Genomic DNA, 15,834 nt, shown 5'->3' with positions numbered 1-15,834 from the left:
CAACTCAATAACCCTAAAAACCTTTCCTTATTTCAAATTCTTCAAAAACTGTTTCGCTTCGTCAAGATCCATAAGCGGTACTAATTCACCGTCTTTTACGTAATACCACTCTCTTTTATCAATTTTCCTGCCTGTAGTGAGCCTTGTTTCTATTACATCGTTTTCAAATATCTCCACGTCCCAGTCTTCTTTGTAAGATTTTGCTTTTTTACACCACTCTTTTCCGTTTGAAGGTACAAAATCCCTATCAATTTCATCTCCAGCCAAAAAAAGCTTAGCTACGTAAGCCGGACCGAATTTAGGAATAAAACACCCTTCCGTTTTAAAATGAATCCATTTGCCTTCTCTTCTTTTGGCGAGTTCGGCTTTTGCTTTTTCTATAATGTCGTTTAATTCTTCATCAGTGTATTTTGAAAAATCCATAGTTACTCTTTTTTAACGAATCATAATATAAGAAATAATTTTAAGCAAACTTTAAGAAATTTAATGTTTTTAATTCTTTTTTAACCCTATTGTTGTATACTGACATTGGGAAATTAACTTTTAAGGAGCGGAAATGAAGAAATTGATTATGACGGTAAGTGTCAGTGTCGCACTAATGGCCGGAACTTTAAATTTAAAAGTAGATAATTCAAATCTACACAGGGTAAGCCCTAACCAAAACGGTTTAGTTATGTCTTATTCTTCAATTGTACAAAAAGTTGTACCTAGTGTTGTAAATATTTCAACTGAAAAAATGGTAAAAACAAAAATTCCTGAGCAGTTCAGGAGATTTTTTGAAGATCCGTTTTTCAGAAGATTTTTTGGTCCTTTCGGTCAGCTGCCGAAAGAAAAGGAACAAAAAGAATATGCACTCGGAAGCGGTGTAATCGTTACAAAAAACGGATATATCGTTACAAACAATCACGTTGTGGCAGGTGCTACGAAAATTATAGTAAAACTGCATGACGGAAGAAAATATACCGCAAAACTCATAGGAACCGATCCGAAAACAGATATTGCAATCATCAAAATTAATGCCAAAAATTTAAAACCTATCACTATTGCGGATTCAAGCAAAGTAAAAGTAGGTGATATAGTTCTTGCAATAGGGAATCCTTTCGGACTAGGCGAGAGCGTAACTCACGGAATAGTCAGTGCGCTAAACAGAACTTCAATAGGTCTGAACGACTATGAAAACTTTATCCAGACAGACGCGGCAATCAACCCTGGAAACAGCGGAGGTGCTCTGGTTGACCTTAAAGGAAGACTGATAGGTATCAACTCTGCTATTATTAGTAGAAGTGGCGGAAACAACGGTATAGGTTTTGCAATTCCGAGTAATATGATGAAATTCGTTATTACATCTCTTATCAAACACGGAAAAGTGGAAAGAGGATATCTAGGCGTAATGATCAGCAATATTGATTCAAGCAAAGCGAAACTTTACGGAATAGACCACGGTGTGCTAATCAATAAAGTAGAACCGAAAAGCGCAGCGGCGGCAGCAGGTCTTAAAGCGGGAGACATTATCGTAGCGGTTGACGGCAAAGAAGTTAAAAATGCCGGTGAGCTTAGAAACCAGATAGCGTTTAAAGGGCCTGATGCGAAAGTTCATATTAAAGTATACAGAAACGGAAAATACATTACTTTAACAGCTAAATTAAAAGCGCTGAAAACAAAAGTTGAAACAATTCAAAACATTAAACTGCTTGAAGGCGTAACGCTTAAAGAGCAAAAAGGCCACATTGTAATAGATAAGGTAGCGCCTAATACATATCCGGCAATGGTAGGATTACAAAAAGGCGATATAATTCTAAAAGTAAAAACAGTTAAAACAGGCAAATGGGAAAAAGTAACATCTATTGACGAACTTAAAAAACTGTTAAAAGGCCTTGACAGAGGCGACACTTTACTTGAAATTAACAGAGACGGTTCAATATTTATCGTTCAAATGTAAGGAAATAAATGAAAATACTTTTAGCGCCCAGTGAAAGAAAAACATTAGGGGGAAATTTTCCTCCTATATCAAAAAATAGTTTTATTTTCCCCGAAATTTACGAAAAAAGAAAAGAAGCCGTTAAAAAATATGATGAATTTTTAAAAACGACAGACGATATTAAAAATTTCGGAGATGATAAAACTTCCGTTTTTGAAAGACCTGTAAAAAAAGCAGTATTAAGATACAGCGGTGTGGCGTTTGAACATATGAAATACGAAGAACTCGATAAAAGTGCACAAAAGTGGATAGACGAAAACGTATATATTTTTTCAAATCTGTTCGGTGTAATCAGCGCCGGAGACTTAATCCCCCACTATACCCTAAAACAGGGAAGCAAACCCGGATTTGATATTTATTCATATTATAAAGAAGTGTTTTCGCCTGTTCTTGAAAAAATTAACGAAAGCGAGCCTTTTATAGATTTAAGGGCTAAGTTTTACGAAAAAATTTATAAACCAAAAAACGCAATTACGTTTAAATTCATTAAAAACGGCAAAGTAGTTAGCCATTTTGCAAAAGCTTACAGGGGAAAACTGAGTGCCGTTATCTCAAAACACAGACCCGAAACCATAGAAGATGTATTAAAAATACCGTTTGAAGACATTAAAATTATAGAAATACAGAAAAAAAAAGGAGTAAAAGAAATTGTGTGCGAGGTTTTTTAAATATCGTCAAAGCCTCCGAAATCATCTAAGCCTTCAAAATCGTCAAAACCTCCTTCAAAATCATTGTCCGCCACTTCATCTTCATAATTTTCAAAATATTCGCTGCTCATAACATCTTCATCAAGTCCTGAAGAAACATTATCTATTTTTTCATCCAGTTCATCAAGTTTTGCATCTATTTCATCAAGCTTGGTATCTATTTCGCTTATATCGTTTTGCAATACTTCATTTATTTCATTATTGTCCATACCCAGACTCTGTCCCATTTCCACAGGTGAAACGTTATGATTAAAAAGAAGATTATAAAGTCCCATACCGGCCATTGCTCCCGCCATAGAACCTAAAAAACTACCTCCAAAACCGCTTGATAAACTGTTTGAAGCTGAATTCTGAACGGTTGTCTGAGGCTGAGGTTTTACTTTGAAATCCTCGCTTGAGAACTTTTTTTCGTTATTTTCGTTTATTTCTTCAAGTTTTGCAACCCTTTTATCTAGTTCATCTACTTTTTGAACAAGTTTTTCAAGAACAAGACCCATTTTTTTAAGAGTGTTTTCAATGTTTTGAGTATCCATCTTTACTCCTTTTTTTTAATTATATCTTTATTTTTTGCTTTTTTGTATTTTTTCCAGAGGAGTTTGAACAACATAAAAAAATTCAGGGTTTAAATCATTATAAAACAGCTTCACTTTAGCTTCCTGATATAGTTTTTTTTCAATAACTTCGGTTACCACTCCGACTTTAGCGCCTTTATAAAAAACACCGTCAAGACCGCTTGTAATTACCAGATCCCCGACTTTTATCGGTTTAAATTTCGGTATATACTTAATAGTATTTATTTTCCCGTAAAAGATTCCGGGAATTTTGTCTTTTCCTATATATACGGTATAAGAAGTTTTTTCGTTGGAATTAAGAAGAGCTAGCGAATAATTAGAATAGTTTTTAACAACAATCCCTGCCGCCATATTGTTATATACCAATCCCCTCGGCGTTTTAAAAGGTTTGTCATAATTTATATATACTTCGGTAAAATCAGGAAGTTTGGCATAAGATATAACCTGAGTAAATACCAGGTTTGGAAAATTTATATATCTAAAATATTTTAAATCTTTACAAGTGGCATATCTTACGGCAAATTTTTGAATTTCATCTTTTAAAAATTTATTTTCTTCAAGAACTTTTTGCAGTGTATCTTTTTGATCTATATATTCTTCATATATCACTTTCCATGAAGTAATAAAGGAAGAAAAGGAGTTTTTAAGGGAATTAGCGCTTTCCAGCGTATATTTTTTAACAACCGGTATCTGAAAAAACAAAACCGTTAAAAGTGTGATTATTAATAATAGCCGCTTACTCATCAAGTGTTGCTAGTATCTCTATTTCATCTAATACTTTGCCTGTACCTTTAGCAACGGCCAAAAGAGGCTCTTCCGCAATATAAACAGGAAGAAGCACCAAATCGCTTAAATATTTATCAAGCCCTTTAAGCAGAGCGCCGCCACCTGTTAAAACAATACCGTTTTCGACAATATCTCCTGCCAAATCCGCCGGTGTTTCTTCAAGCACCTGTTTTACGGCTTCTCCGATTTCTTTAACCGGTTCTTTAAGGGCTTCTCTTATATCTTCGCTTGTAACCGTAATAGTTTCAAGAAGACCGGAAATTCTGTTTTTACCCTGAACCTGCATTTTAAGCTCTTCTTCAAGTTTAACGGCGCTTCCTATTTCCATTTTGATCTCTTCAGCTACTCTTTCACCGATAATTAAATTGTATTTTTTATTGATATAATCCACTATGCTTCTGTCAAATTTATCACCTGCAACCCTGATCGATTTACTTACAACAAGACCGCCTAAAGAAATAACACCGATTTCAGTAGTACCGCCACCGATATCGATTACCATACTTCCCTGAGGCTCTTTTACAGGAAGCCCCGCACCGATTGCCGCAGCCATAGGTTCTTCAATTAAATATACCTCTCTGGCTCCTGCGCTCATAGCGGATTCTTTAACCGCTTTTCTTTCAACCTGAGTAAGCCCGTACGGAACGCATATTACTATTCTAGGCCTGATCAGACCCTTTCTGTTGTGTACTTTTTGAATAAAATATCTTATCATTTCTTCCGTTACGCTGAAATCCGCAATAACTCCGTTTTTCATAGGACGGATCGCAACAATGTTTTTAGGAGTTTTTCCGACCATTTCCTTTGCGGCTTTTCCGACTGCAAGAACCTTTTTTTTATGTTTGTCTTCTTTAATGGCAACTACGCTAGGCTCATTAATTACTATACCTTTGTTTTTTACGCTAACCAGTGTATTGGCGGTACCTAAATCTATCGCCAAATCGTTACTGAAAAATCCCAAAATTTTATTTAGCATTTTCTTCCTTTTTTACCAAAATAGGCTCTGCTTTTTTTTCTATTACATCTTTTGTGATAATAATCTTATATCCTCTGTATTCCGGCAGGTTAAACATAATATCAACCATCGCTTCTTCCAAAATAGCTCTAAGTCCTCTGGCTCCTGTTCCTCTTTTAATAGCTTTGTCTGCTATTGCCTCAAGGGCTTCTTTATCAAATTCAAGTTCTACGTCATCAAGCGCAAACAAAGCCTGATACTGTTTTATAAGCGCGTCTTTAGGCTCTGTCAGAACTCTTATCAGATCTTCTCTTTCGAGCTCTCTCAATGTAGCAATGACCGGAAGTCTGCCGATAAGTTCCGGAATCAGACCGTATTTAACAAGATCTTCCGGTTCTACAAGCGCAAAAATATCGTCTTTTGTCAGTTTTTCTTTTGTTTTACCCAAAAATCCGACAGTAGCGCCTTCAAGTCTTTTTTGAATAATCTCCTCAAGTCCGTCAAACGCGCCTCCGCATATAAACAGAATATTTGAAGTGTCTATCTGTATAAATTCCTGATTAGGATGTTTTCTTCCCCCCTGAGGCGGTACGTTTACGATTGACCCTTCTATGATTTTCAGCAGTGCCTGCTGAACTCCCTCACCGCTAACGTCCCTTGTAATTGATCTGTTTTCGGAAAGTCTGCTTATTTTATCAATCTCATCGATAAATACGATACCTCTTTCGGCTTTTTCAACATCAAAATCCGCAGCCTGAATCAGTTTTAAGAGTACATTTTCAACGTCTTCACCCACATATCCGGCTTCCGTTAAAGACGTGGCGTCCGCAATAGCGAGCGGAACATCAAGAAGCTTTGCAAGCGTTCTTGCGATAAGCGTTTTACCGCTTCCGGTAGGTCCTATCATAAGAATATTCGATTTTTGAATTTCAACGTCGCTTTTTGCTCCGAAGAGTATTCTTTTGTAATGGTTGTAAACCGCAACCGAAATAATTTTTTTGGCTCTTTCCTGTCCTATTACGTATTCGTCTAAATGAGCTTTTATAGCTTTAGGAGTAAGAAGCCTTATATCGGAGCTTTCTTCTTTTTTTTCTTTTTTATCAGTTGCCCCCATTATAATTTCATACGCCGTCAATACGCAGTTTTTACATATAAACGCCGCATCGTCGGGAGCTGCCAATAGCGGATTGTCTTCCGTTTCAAAACTTCCGCAGAAACTACACTTTTCTGTCATATGGTATTCCCCTTTTTGAATTTAATACGAATTCACATAAATGTTTTACATATTCGTTATTGGTGTTTTCAAGTATTTCTTTTGCTGTGTCTTTAAGCGGTTTTCCGCTTTCAAACAGCTCTTTATACGCTTTTTTGATAGCGTCTATGTCGCTTCTGTTTTCAAATCTTCTTCTAAGTCCCGTAAGATTAAGACCTCTTAATTTCGCCCTGTTGCCCTCGGCAATGGTAAACGGAGGAATATCCTGCCCTACCGCGCTAGCACCGGCTATCATAGCATGGGCTCCGATTTTTACAAACTGGTGAATAGGTGTCATTCCGCCTATTACAACATAATCCTCTAGTTCAACATGCCCCGCAAGGGTAGCCGCATTGGCCAATATACAGTTGTTTGCGATTATAACGTCGTGTGCTACGTGTACGTATCCCATAAGCAGATTGTTATCTCCTATTTTGGTTACGGCTCCTCCGCCTTCCGTTCCGGGATTTATTAACGTAAATTCTCTGATTTTATTGTTGTTTCCTATAATAAGTTCAGTTTTTTCACCGTGATATTTCAAATCCTGCGGTTCGCTTCCGAGTACCGCATGAGAATAAATATGGTTATTATCGCCTATAGTCGTATATCCGGTAATTAACGTATAAGGATCAATAACGTTGTTATCGCCGATAACTACGTTTTCATCAATTATAACACCCTCGCCTATTTTACAGTTTTTGCCTATTTTGCCTTTTATTATTGCTTTTTCGCTTACATTTTCCATAGTTTTTCCATTTATTTTCATTTGTCCATTATCATGGCTTTAAGTTCAGCTTCGCTTACAAGCTCTCCGTCAACATACGCTTCACCCTTAAGCTGCCATATTTTACCTCTGTGCTTGATAGTAGAAATTTTATATACGAGTTTATCCCCCGGAAGCACCGGCTTTCTGAATTTCGCTTTGTCAATGCTCATAAAATATACAACTTTATCGTTTAAGTCTTCTTTGCTCATTACTGTAAAAGGTAAAATAGCTCCAGTCTGAGCCATACCTTCAATGATTAACACGCCCGGATAAATAGGATGCCCCGGGAAGTGACCCTGAAATACCTGATTTGTAATAGAAATATTCAAATACCCCTCAACATATTCGCCCTCTTTTACATCCGTAATTCTGTCAACTAACAAAAACGGATATCTGTGAGGTAACATTTCCTGAATCTGATTAATATCATAAACCATATTCTGCCTTTTTTATTAAAATTTTATCAAAATTTCTCTTACATCGGGATATACTTTAGCCTCAATATCTATTTCATATTTATCTTTTATCTCATCCACGATAATAATCGGCGACAAAGAATATTCTGTATGGGTAATTTTTTCCCTAAAACGTATCTCTTCATCGATACTTGGAGGAGAAAGTAAAATTTCTTTAACATTGTGATATTTTTTATTTAAAATTTCATTAAATTTGGAAATTTCCGCGAAAATTATCTGCATTCTGCTGAAATAACCGATTCCGTCTTTTACAAACTCGATTTTACCCCTTGCAGGCCTTTGAAGAAACGAATAAAACAAAATATAACTATCCTCGATTTCCCATTTTCCATCTCCACCCCAAAAAGTCTTACGATTTTCCGGCAAGCCCGGATTTTCCGTTTTATACTTTTCACTTTTCACTTTACATTTTATACTGCCCCTAAGCAGTCTATAATTTAGGAAATTTTCTTTGATTATTTTATATTTAATTTCCTCATCTTCATATTCAAGCCTTTTTTTATAAATCTCAAGCCTCTCTTCTATGCTTGCGGGAAGAATCTGCCCCGTTACAGGGCTTAACAGTTCATCTATAATCTCCTGATCCTGTTTTTGCCGCCAGATTCCGTATATGCACCCGCAGTAATCCTGCCTGTACATCTGGGTTTCTTTCGCATACATCTGCTGTGCCTGGGTTCCTCCCTTTTTACGGTAATCGGGCGCGTAAAAGTCAATACCGTATTTTCTTTTTATCACTTTTCCTATAGAATTTAACTGCTCCTGGGATTTCATAGGCGACATCAAAAGAGAAGTGGTTATTTTATCATCGCCGTTTTTTAATGCGAACTCGGCGGTGGCTTCCAATGAATGGTCAAAACATACAGAACACCTTACACCCTTTTCGGGTTCATTTTCTTTGCCTTTTACGGCTTTAAGCCAGCTTTCGTAATCATATTCGCCCTCTACGTATTCGATTCCGAGTTTTTTGCATATTCTTTCGGTATCTAAAGATCTTAGTTTAAATTCGCTGTAAGGATGGATATTGGGGTCGTAAAAAAAACCGGTAATTTTTTCATCAGGAAAATCTTCTTTTAATCTTTTCAAAAAATATCCGGCATCGACACTGCAGCAGAGATGGGCAATCATAAAAAGCCTTTTTGGGAGATAATATAAAAAAAGGAGAGAGTTTTCAACCCTTAGCTAACGCTCGGGCATGAAAGTTCAACGTAAATTCTAAACGTATCGCCTTCTTCGTTTACGAAAAATCTGTGTTTTTTACAGAAGTTTCCGTTCATGTAGTTTGCGATTTTTAAAGCTTCCATTTCAGCCTGTTCTTTTGATTCGAACGTTTTTGGGAACTCAAGATCGCTTTTTTTGATACATCCGCAAAGTTTTTCTACGTCAACTTTATACATATTCGCTCCTTTGAGATAAATTTTGTCCGAAATATACCAAATTTTTTTGCAAAATCAAATTTTTTTGATATATTTAGCCAAAAAAAGGACAGTAATGACAAATACTCAAAAAGAGATGATGGCTCTTGTGGGCGCCTGCACCCAGGAAGCCGGCGATAAATTTCTGGTTCCAAGCGTATTAAACGGTGAATTTAATAAAATTCTTACCAAAAAGTTTGAAATTTTTAATGAAGACACTCAGAAAAAATATGATCTTATTATTGACGAAAAACCGGGCGATTTGATTAAAATATACGAAAAACTTAGTGATAAAGGTATATATATCACAACCGCCTCATCACTTGAAGACAGGGATCTTTTTGCGAATTTGAGCAAACTTTTTTATATTGTAATGCCGTATTATTTCATTGAAGACAACGGTTCAAGAAAAGCGCTCGTATTCGCAAGCAAAAAGATTCACCCTACAGCGGATCTGATCAGACACAGAAGCGATTTCGTGGAAAACACCCACTACTACCATACAGACATTCATCTTGCGAGTTTTGTGCTTCCTAAGTATATTTTTGAAAATATCAAAGACGTAATTAAACTTTAATGGAGAATTGAGAATTGAGAATTGAGAATAATGAAATTTCCGAAAAATCATCGGATTTTTTGAAATTTAAAAATGCGGTCGTGCTTACAGGCGGCATAGGGACGGGCAAAAGCACCGTCGCTTCTTTTTTAAAAATGTTCGGCTACAAAATAATAGACGCGGACGAGATAAGCAGACAGGTTTTCGAAGAACAGAAAGAAAAAATAGAAAAAATCTTCGGAACAGTCGATCGAAAAGAGCTTAGAAACATAGTATTTAACGACAAAGAAAAACTAAAAACCTTAGAAAACATAATTTTGCCGGAAGTTAGAAAAAGAGTAATAAATTTCGCCGAAAAATATGAAAAAGACGGCGTTAAGTATTTTGTAGACCTTCCGCTTTATTTTGAAAAACAAAACTATCCGGAATTCAGTAAAGTCCTCGTAATCTACGCTCCGAAAGAACTGCAGGTAAAAAGGGTTATGCAAAGGGATGGCGTAAGCGAAAAAGAAGCACGTTCAATTCTTAACAACCAGCTCGATATTGAGCTTAAAAAGCAAAAAGCCGACTTCGTAATCGACAACTCAAAAGATCTAAAACATCTTCAAAAAGAGATTGAAAAGTTTATAAAAAACCTATGAATAAATTGTTGTAATTACCAGATTTATTTTTAAAAGTTTTTGAAAAAATTATTTTAAGAAAACATCTGCAGCGTAATGGTCGAAATTTCTTTGAAATTTCGGGTAACCATAGCGAAGCCGTTTGAAAAAAATAATATTTTTCAGAAAACTTCATTCACTGCTTTAAAAATATAAAAACTTCCCCATACTTTCATTTTCCGTTAATAAAGTGCTATAATATTCAAAAGGATTAAGATGGAAAAGATATTCGGTCTTGACAGAAAAGCCGCTTCAATAATCGAAAATGCGGACAATGAAATAAAAAAACTTTTTGACGAATTCGAAAAAGAAAAAAAAGAACATCTTGATAAATTCAATAAAGAATTAAATTCTTACGAAGAAAATCTGAAAAACGAACTTAATATAAAACTTTCACAATACAAAAACTCCATTGAAAAATCTTTTAAAGAAAAACAGAAAAAACTTTCATCGTTTTCGATTAATACGGATAAACTCTTTAATAAAATAAAAGATGAACTATGCGGCCGGTAAAATACGCCTATGTAAACGCTCTTGTAAGAAGCCTCAAAAGCGGATTTGTAACCTCCGAAAAACTTCTTGCAGCTGAAAACAAAGCGGATTTATTCAATATTTTGCTCTCAACACCTTACGCAACAGTGCTTACGGCGCCGGAAAACCTGTATAAAGACCTTGACGTATATTTTGAAAAACTTTATAAAAAAATTACAAAACCTCTGAATAAAAACGAAAAAAATCTGTTTTATCTTTTCTTTTCAAATGAAAAAACAGACAAAACCAAAGCGTCCCTTATAAAAGAATCCGTTAAAAAAATCCCATCAAAAGATCAAAAAGAGTTTGAAACCATTATAGGACGCTATTTTGACCTGATTAACATATTCACCGTTTTGAAATACAAAATAATCTATAATCTTAAAATTGAAGATTTTTTTCCGTATCTCCTGCCGTACGGAACCATTAAAAAACCTCAGCTTCAAATACTCTCAGCATCAGAAAACCTGTATGAATTCACCCAAAACCTGCAAAACATAATAAATCTGCCTGGCAGAGAGTACAGTTTCGCCTCTTTAAAAAAAGAACTTTTCAAAAACTATTATAAATCGCTCAACAGCGTATGGTTCGGATATCCTTTCAAACTTTCCGTACCTTTTGTGTTTCTGGTGCTTAAAAAACGGGAAATTTCCAATATCAAAGCCGTATGGACGGCTTTTAGCTATAATCTGGCAAAAAACGAAATTGAAAATATGGTGCTCTAAGATGTTTTTTCCGGAAAAGATGTATAAAACAACCTTTGAAATCCCAAAAGAAAAAATTGACACTTTTCTGGAAACACTCGGAAAAGAAAAACTCATTCACATAAAAAAAGAAAAAACAAAAAAACACCCTCTTCTTTACAAAACCGAAACTCTTTTAAAAAAAACTGCTTCTCTGCTTTCAGTAATAAACGAGCCTCTTGCGCCTCCTGAAAAAGGAAATTTAACTCTTGAAGAGATTGAAAACGAACTCTCATCTCTTATTTCCGTATATGAAAGCGTTTCATTCAGGGAAAAAGAGTATAAAAGAAAAAAAGAATCGCTGCAAAAACTGAATAAATTTTTAAAAGCCTTCGGTATATCGAAAGAAAAACTTAAATTCAGGTTTTTAAAATTCAAAGCGTTTTACGCCCCTTATGAAAGTTTTGAGGAAATCAGGCTTGTTATGAGTGCTTACAATATTCTGTGCGTATATGAGGAATTAAAGGATTTTATCGCCGTAATAGCCGTATATACGCCAAAAAGCGAGCAAAAAGCTCTTGAAATACTGCAAAAATTTTCAATTACGCCTTTTAATGAGGGAGTGTTTGAAACAGACGAAAAAACACTTGAAAACGAACTGAAAGAAATAAACAGAGAAAAACGGAAAATAGCACAAAAAAAAGATATATTAAAAAAAATATATTCCCATCTTTTATACATAAAAAACCTTTATGAAGTCAAAACGTTTTTAAAAGAAAAAAACGGGTTTTACATCCTTGAAGGCTGGATACCAAAAAAGAGATTTAAAAATCTCCCTTTTCTAAAACAAAAAGAGCCGGATTACATAAACTCCCCCACACTGCTGAATACCCCCGAATTTTTCAAACCGTTCGAAAACCTTGTAAAAACTTATTCCCTGCCAAAACCGTATGAAATAAACCCTACAATATTTTTTGCGGTAATTTTCGTGTTTTTATTCGGTCTGATGTTCGGCGATATAGGACAGGGAGCCGTCCTGGCGGTAACGGGATTTTGTTTAAAAAACAAAAAGGCGGTTCTTGGAAGAATAATGTTTCTAAGCGGACTTTCATCAATATTTTTCGGTGCCGTTTATGGGCATTTTTTCGGATTTGAGCTTTATCATTTCTTTTCACCTATGGAAAATATAAATTCGCTTATTGCGTTAAGCATATTTGCCGGAAGCGTTATTATTTCCATAGGGTTTATTCTGTATATGAGCACAAATTACAAAAAAGGGGATATGAAAAAGCTTCTTTTCGGGGAAAACGGACTTTTGCCGTTTGCCATTTATCTTCTTCTGATTTGGATAGGCGTTAAAATATTTATACTCCGTACCGATATCAAAATAGACCTGTTTATTCTGGCTTTGCTGTTTACGGCGTTTACCGGATATACGATATATGAGAGCAAAAAAACCTCCCAGTCCCTTTTTCATTCGGTAATCGCTCTTTTGGAAAACATTACCAATACGATTTCCTTTATGAGAACGGGCGCGTTTGCCCTGGCACATGCGGCTCTTTTCCTGGCGGTGTTTACCATTGCCGATATGATGAGTAAAACGGGATACTGGATTACGGTAATTCTCGGCAATATATTCGTTATAATACTTGAAGGGGTTATTGTAACAATCCAGACACTGAGGCTTGAATATTACGAATTTTTTAAAAGATTCTACGAAGGAGGAGGATATGAATACAAACCGTTCGAATTATAAAGGTGTTTTAAAACTGTTTTTGTTTCTGCCTATGGTATTAATGGCGGGTGACAATTCTTACGCATACATTGCCGCGGCCCTGGCAGTCGGGCTTTCAAGTATAGCCGCGGGAATTGCCGTAGGAATGGTGGGAGCAGCCGCCATGGGAAGCATAGGCGAAAAACCCGAAATTTCTACAAAAGCGCTTATTTTCCTGGGACTTGCCGAAGGTATCGCTATTTACGGGCTTATCGTTTCTATAATGATACTGGGGAAAATATGAAAATCGTTCTTCTCGGAAACAGGGAGGAATGCCTTGGGTTTTCGCTCTGCGGCATAGAAACGGTAAAAGTCGGAAATTTTGAAGAAGACTTTTTAAAAGTGCTAAAAGACAAAAATACCGGGCTTGTGATTATAGCCGACAGATATTACGAAACCTTTAAACTCAAATTTTCAAACTACACCAAAAAAAACGCCCTCCCTGCGATTGTGTTTATACCGTCGTTTGAAAAAACATATATACAGGAAAGCATAAAAGGATATTTATCAAATGTTCTCGGAATCAGACTTTGAAAAACTGAAAAACCAGGCTTTAAAAGAGGCAAAACTTACAGCGGAACAAAAAATAAACAAAGCAAAAGAAAAACTTCTGCGCCAAAAAGAAGAATTTTTTAAAAGTCTCGATTTAGACAGGGAAAAAGAGCTTTTAAAACTGAAATACGAAAAAATTTTAAAAGAAAAAGAACTCGAAATCAATCAGCGGTATGAGCTGGAATTTGAAAAGTTTTATCAAAACTTTATTCAAAACCTGAAAAAATCCCTTTTGGAAAAAATCCGCCAAAACGCCCTGGTTTTATGCGAATGTTTTATAAATAAACTTTCATCTTATGAAAATGGGGAGCTGTTTTTGCCTAAATTTCTCAAAAACAGATGCCAAAGCCGTTTTAAAACAACTTACACCGAGAGTAACTGCTTTGTTTTCAAAACCGGCAGCAAATATATCGTTTTCGACCCGGAAGAAAGCGTAAATAAAACAATACAAGGCGAACTATGCTTAAAATAACATCAGTCAACGGACCTATCGTAAAAGCGGAATACAAAGACGAAACACCTTTGATGTTCGAATACGTATATGTCGGGGAAAACAGATTAATAGGGGAAATAACAAGCGTCAATAAAAATTCCGTAACCGTCCAGGTATATGAAGACACCACTTCACTAAAACTGAACGAACCTGTTTTTTTAACCGGAAGCCTGTTAAGCGCAACGCTGGGCCCGGGACTTCTTGGCAGTGTATATGACGGTATTCAAAGAGCTCTTTTTTCCATGCCTGAAAGAATACAAAAAGGGCTTAAAACAAAAGCGCTGGATGAAGAAAAAAAATATTTTTTCAAAGCTTTAAAATCCGCAGGCGATGAGGTCAAAAAAGGCGAAATAATCGGAGAAGTTGACGAAAATGGGATTAAACACAGAATTTTAAGCGATTTTGACGGAATTTTGGAAGAAATAAAAGATAAAACCTGCACCGTTAAAGACACCGTAGCCGTAATAAGCGGGAACAGACAGACAATGATAAAAAAAAGGCCTTTAAGGATACCCGGAGGTTTTAAAAAAAGACTCTCTCCCAAAACCCCTCTTATTACGGGACAGAGGGTAATTGATTTTATGTTTCCGATAGCAAAGGGAGGCTCGGCTTCAATCCCGGGAGGATTCGGAACGGGAAAAACAATTTTACAGCAGACTCTTGCCAAATACTGCGATGCGGACATAATTATCTACATAGGATGCGGCGAGAGGGGAAATGAAATGACGGAAGTTTTGGAGGAATTCCCAAAACTTTCCGACCCTTACAGCAAAAAACCGCTTATGAACAGAACCGTTTTGATAGCAAACACATCCGATATGCCTGTTTCGGCCAGGGAAGCGTCCATTTATCTGGGAATTACGATAGGCGAATATTTCAGGGATCAGGGATACCACGTAGCGCTTATGGCCGATTCCACTTCAAGATGGGCGGAGGCTATGAGGGAGCTTTCTAGCAGAATGGGGGAACTGCCGATGGAAGAAGGGTATCCTGCTGATATTTCTTCCAAAATAGCTTCCGTTTACGAAAGGGCCTCAATAGTTCAAACGTTTGCTTCAAATACGGGTTCTCTTAGCATCATCGGGGCGGTTTCACCCGCAGGCGGCGACTTTTCAGAACCTGTGACAATCCACACCAAACGTTTTACAAGCGTATTCTGGGCTCTTGACAAATCCCTTGCAAACGCAAGGTTTTATCCCGCCATCAACTACCTAAACAGCTATTCGGGATACGAACTGGAAGAATGGTGGGAAAAAATCGGAAAACAAAAAGAGATAAAACAGTTTTTTAACGACATCCTGCAAAAAGACGCGTCTCTTCAAAAAATAGTAAAACTTTTAGGGCTCGGGGCTCTTCCGGAAGAAGAAAAAATAACGCTTTACACCGCTGAACTGATAAAAGAAGCGTTTTTACAGCAAAACGCCTTTGACGAAACAGACGCATTCTGCACTCCTCAAAAACAGATGGAAATGGCAAAAACGGTTGTTTTGATACACGATATGTGGCAAAAAGCGTTTTTAACCAGACAGATTCCGGCTGATATACTGAAAAACCAGCCGGTAATTTCTGAATTTATAAGGGCAAAATACGAAATTCCGAATGCGGAATACAAAAAATACAGACTGTTAAGAAAAAAAATAGAAAACTTTTATAACGAATTTATAAAAAACTACGGAGAATAA

General features: G+C 36.3%; 20 protein-coding genes. 11 read left to right on the top strand and 9 right to left on the bottom strand.

Annotated elements, in window-relative coordinates:
• Nucleotides 1-27: 27 nt before the first annotated feature.
• Entirely contained in the window at nt 28-423 is a 396-nt protein-coding gene (locus C3L23_RS00235; protein ID WP_127679174.1) for a hypothetical protein, read from the bottom strand.
• A 133-nt stretch (nt 424-556) separates the two neighbouring features.
• Here C3L23_RS00235 and C3L23_RS00230 point away from each other — a divergent pair, with 133 nt between their 5' ends.
• Together C3L23_RS00230 and C3L23_RS00225 are read left to right on the top strand one after the other, a co-directional pair.
• Entirely contained in the window at nt 557-1,939 is a 1,383-nt protein-coding gene (locus C3L23_RS00230) for a Do family serine endopeptidase (RefSeq protein ID WP_127679173.1), read from the top strand.
• Nucleotides 1,940-1,947: 8 nt separating this feature from the next.
• Entirely contained in the window at nt 1,948-2,646 is a 699-nt protein-coding gene (locus tag C3L23_RS00225) for a YaaA family protein (protein WP_127679172.1), read from the top strand.
• On the opposite strand, the gene C3L23_RS00220 is transcribed toward C3L23_RS00225, so the two are convergent.
• Genes C3L23_RS00220 through C3L23_RS00185 form a run of 8 tightly spaced genes read right to left on the bottom strand, consistent with a single transcriptional unit; the run spans nt 2,643 to nt 8,886 of the window.
• On the bottom strand, nt 2,643-3,218 hold the full coding sequence (locus C3L23_RS00220; protein ID WP_127679171.1) for a hypothetical protein: 576 nt from the start codon (nt 3,216-3,218) through the stop codon (nt 2,643-2,645). The genes C3L23_RS00225 and C3L23_RS00220 overlap by 4 nt on opposite strands.
• A 27-nt stretch (nt 3,219-3,245) precedes the next feature.
• Complete coding sequence (mreC, locus tag C3L23_RS00215; protein ID WP_168175683.1) at nt 3,246-3,959, bottom strand: rod shape-determining protein MreC; 714 nt, start codon at nt 3,957-3,959, stop codon at nt 3,246-3,248.
• Between the two features lie 34 nt (nt 3,960-3,993).
• Entirely contained in the window at nt 3,994-5,019 is a 1,026-nt protein-coding gene (locus C3L23_RS00210; protein WP_127679169.1) for a rod shape-determining protein, read from the bottom strand.
• Entirely contained in the window at nt 5,009-6,232 is a 1,224-nt protein-coding gene (clpX, locus tag C3L23_RS00205; protein ID WP_127679168.1) for an ATP-dependent Clp protease ATP-binding subunit ClpX, read from the bottom strand. The genes C3L23_RS00210 and clpX overlap by 11 nt, the downstream gene beginning before the upstream one ends.
• Entirely contained in the window at nt 6,216-6,995 is a 780-nt protein-coding gene (gene lpxA / locus C3L23_RS00200; protein ID WP_127679167.1) for an acyl-ACP--UDP-N-acetylglucosamine O-acyltransferase, read from the bottom strand. The genes clpX and lpxA overlap by 17 nt, the downstream gene beginning before the upstream one ends.
• A gap of 17 nt (nt 6,996-7,012) precedes the next feature.
• Nucleotides 7,013-7,453 (bottom strand): 3-hydroxyacyl-ACP dehydratase FabZ, encoded by a 441-nt coding sequence (gene fabZ, locus C3L23_RS00195; protein WP_127679166.1) that lies wholly within the window; start codon nt 7,451-7,453, stop codon nt 7,013-7,015.
• Between the two features lie 15 nt (nt 7,454-7,468).
• Complete coding sequence (locus C3L23_RS00190) at nt 7,469-8,617, bottom strand: epoxyqueuosine reductase QueH (RefSeq protein WP_127679165.1); 1,149 nt, start codon at nt 8,615-8,617, stop codon at nt 7,469-7,471.
• Nucleotides 8,618-8,667: 50 nt separating this feature from the next.
• Complete coding sequence (locus C3L23_RS00185) at nt 8,668-8,886, bottom strand: hypothetical protein (RefSeq protein ID WP_127679164.1); 219 nt, start codon at nt 8,884-8,886, stop codon at nt 8,668-8,670.
• Between the two features lie 94 nt (nt 8,887-8,980).
• On the opposite strand from C3L23_RS00185, the gene C3L23_RS00180 reads away from it, so the two are divergent.
• The 9 genes from C3L23_RS00180 to C3L23_RS00140 all read left to right on the top strand — a co-directional run bounded on the left by C3L23_RS00180 (nt 8,981) and on the right by C3L23_RS00140 (nt 15,834).
• Nucleotides 8,981-9,481: a spermidine synthase gene (locus C3L23_RS00180; protein WP_127679163.1), complete on the top strand. Its 501-nt coding sequence runs from the start codon at nt 8,981-8,983 to the stop codon at nt 9,479-9,481.
• Nucleotides 9,482-9,495: 14 nt separating this feature from the next.
• Nucleotides 9,496-10,101, top strand: a complete 606-nt coding sequence (gene coaE, locus C3L23_RS00175) for a dephospho-CoA kinase (RefSeq protein WP_246831071.1) — start codon at nt 9,496-9,498, stop codon at nt 10,099-10,101.
• A 234-nt stretch (nt 10,102-10,335) separates the two neighbouring features.
• The gene (locus tag C3L23_RS00170; protein WP_127679162.1) at nt 10,336-10,632 is read left to right on the top strand and encodes a hypothetical protein; all 297 of its coding nucleotides are present in this window, start codon (nt 10,336-10,338) and stop codon (nt 10,630-10,632) included.
• Nucleotides 10,620-11,375 carry a V-type ATPase subunit gene (locus C3L23_RS00165; protein WP_127679161.1) on the top strand — a complete coding sequence of 252 codons (756 nt, stop codon included), beginning with the start codon at nt 10,620-10,622 and terminating at the stop codon, nt 11,373-11,375. The genes C3L23_RS00170 and C3L23_RS00165 overlap by 13 nt, the downstream gene beginning before the upstream one ends.
• Nucleotides 11,376-11,394: 19 nt before the next feature.
• Nucleotides 11,395-13,089, top strand: a complete 1,695-nt coding sequence (locus tag C3L23_RS00160) for a V-type ATP synthase subunit I (protein WP_168175682.1) — start codon at nt 11,395-11,397, stop codon at nt 13,087-13,089.
• Nucleotides 13,064-13,351: an ATP synthase subunit C gene (locus C3L23_RS00155; protein ID WP_127679159.1), complete on the top strand. Its 288-nt coding sequence runs from the start codon at nt 13,064-13,066 to the stop codon at nt 13,349-13,351. Before C3L23_RS00160 ends, C3L23_RS00155 begins: the two co-directional genes overlap by 26 nt.
• Nucleotides 13,348-13,641 (top strand): V-type ATP synthase subunit F, encoded by a 294-nt coding sequence (locus C3L23_RS00150; RefSeq protein ID WP_127679158.1) that lies wholly within the window; start codon nt 13,348-13,350, stop codon nt 13,639-13,641. The genes C3L23_RS00155 and C3L23_RS00150 overlap by 4 nt, the downstream gene beginning before the upstream one ends.
• The gene (locus C3L23_RS00145) at nt 13,619-14,131 is read left to right on the top strand and encodes a hypothetical protein (protein WP_127679157.1); all 513 of its coding nucleotides are present in this window, start codon (nt 13,619-13,621) and stop codon (nt 14,129-14,131) included. Before C3L23_RS00150 ends, C3L23_RS00145 begins: the two co-directional genes overlap by 23 nt.
• Nucleotides 14,119-15,834 carry a V-type ATP synthase subunit A gene (locus C3L23_RS00140; protein ID WP_127679156.1) on the top strand — a complete coding sequence of 572 codons (1,716 nt, stop codon included), beginning with the start codon at nt 14,119-14,121 and terminating at the stop codon, nt 15,832-15,834. The genes C3L23_RS00145 and C3L23_RS00140 overlap by 13 nt, the downstream gene beginning before the upstream one ends.

It is taken from the genome of Nautilia sp. PV-1, from assembly GCF_004006315.1.
GTDB lineage: Bacteria > Campylobacterota > Campylobacteria > Campylobacterales > Nautiliaceae > Nautilia > Nautilia profundicola_A.
This window is presented reverse-complemented; position numbering and strand designations above follow the sequence as displayed.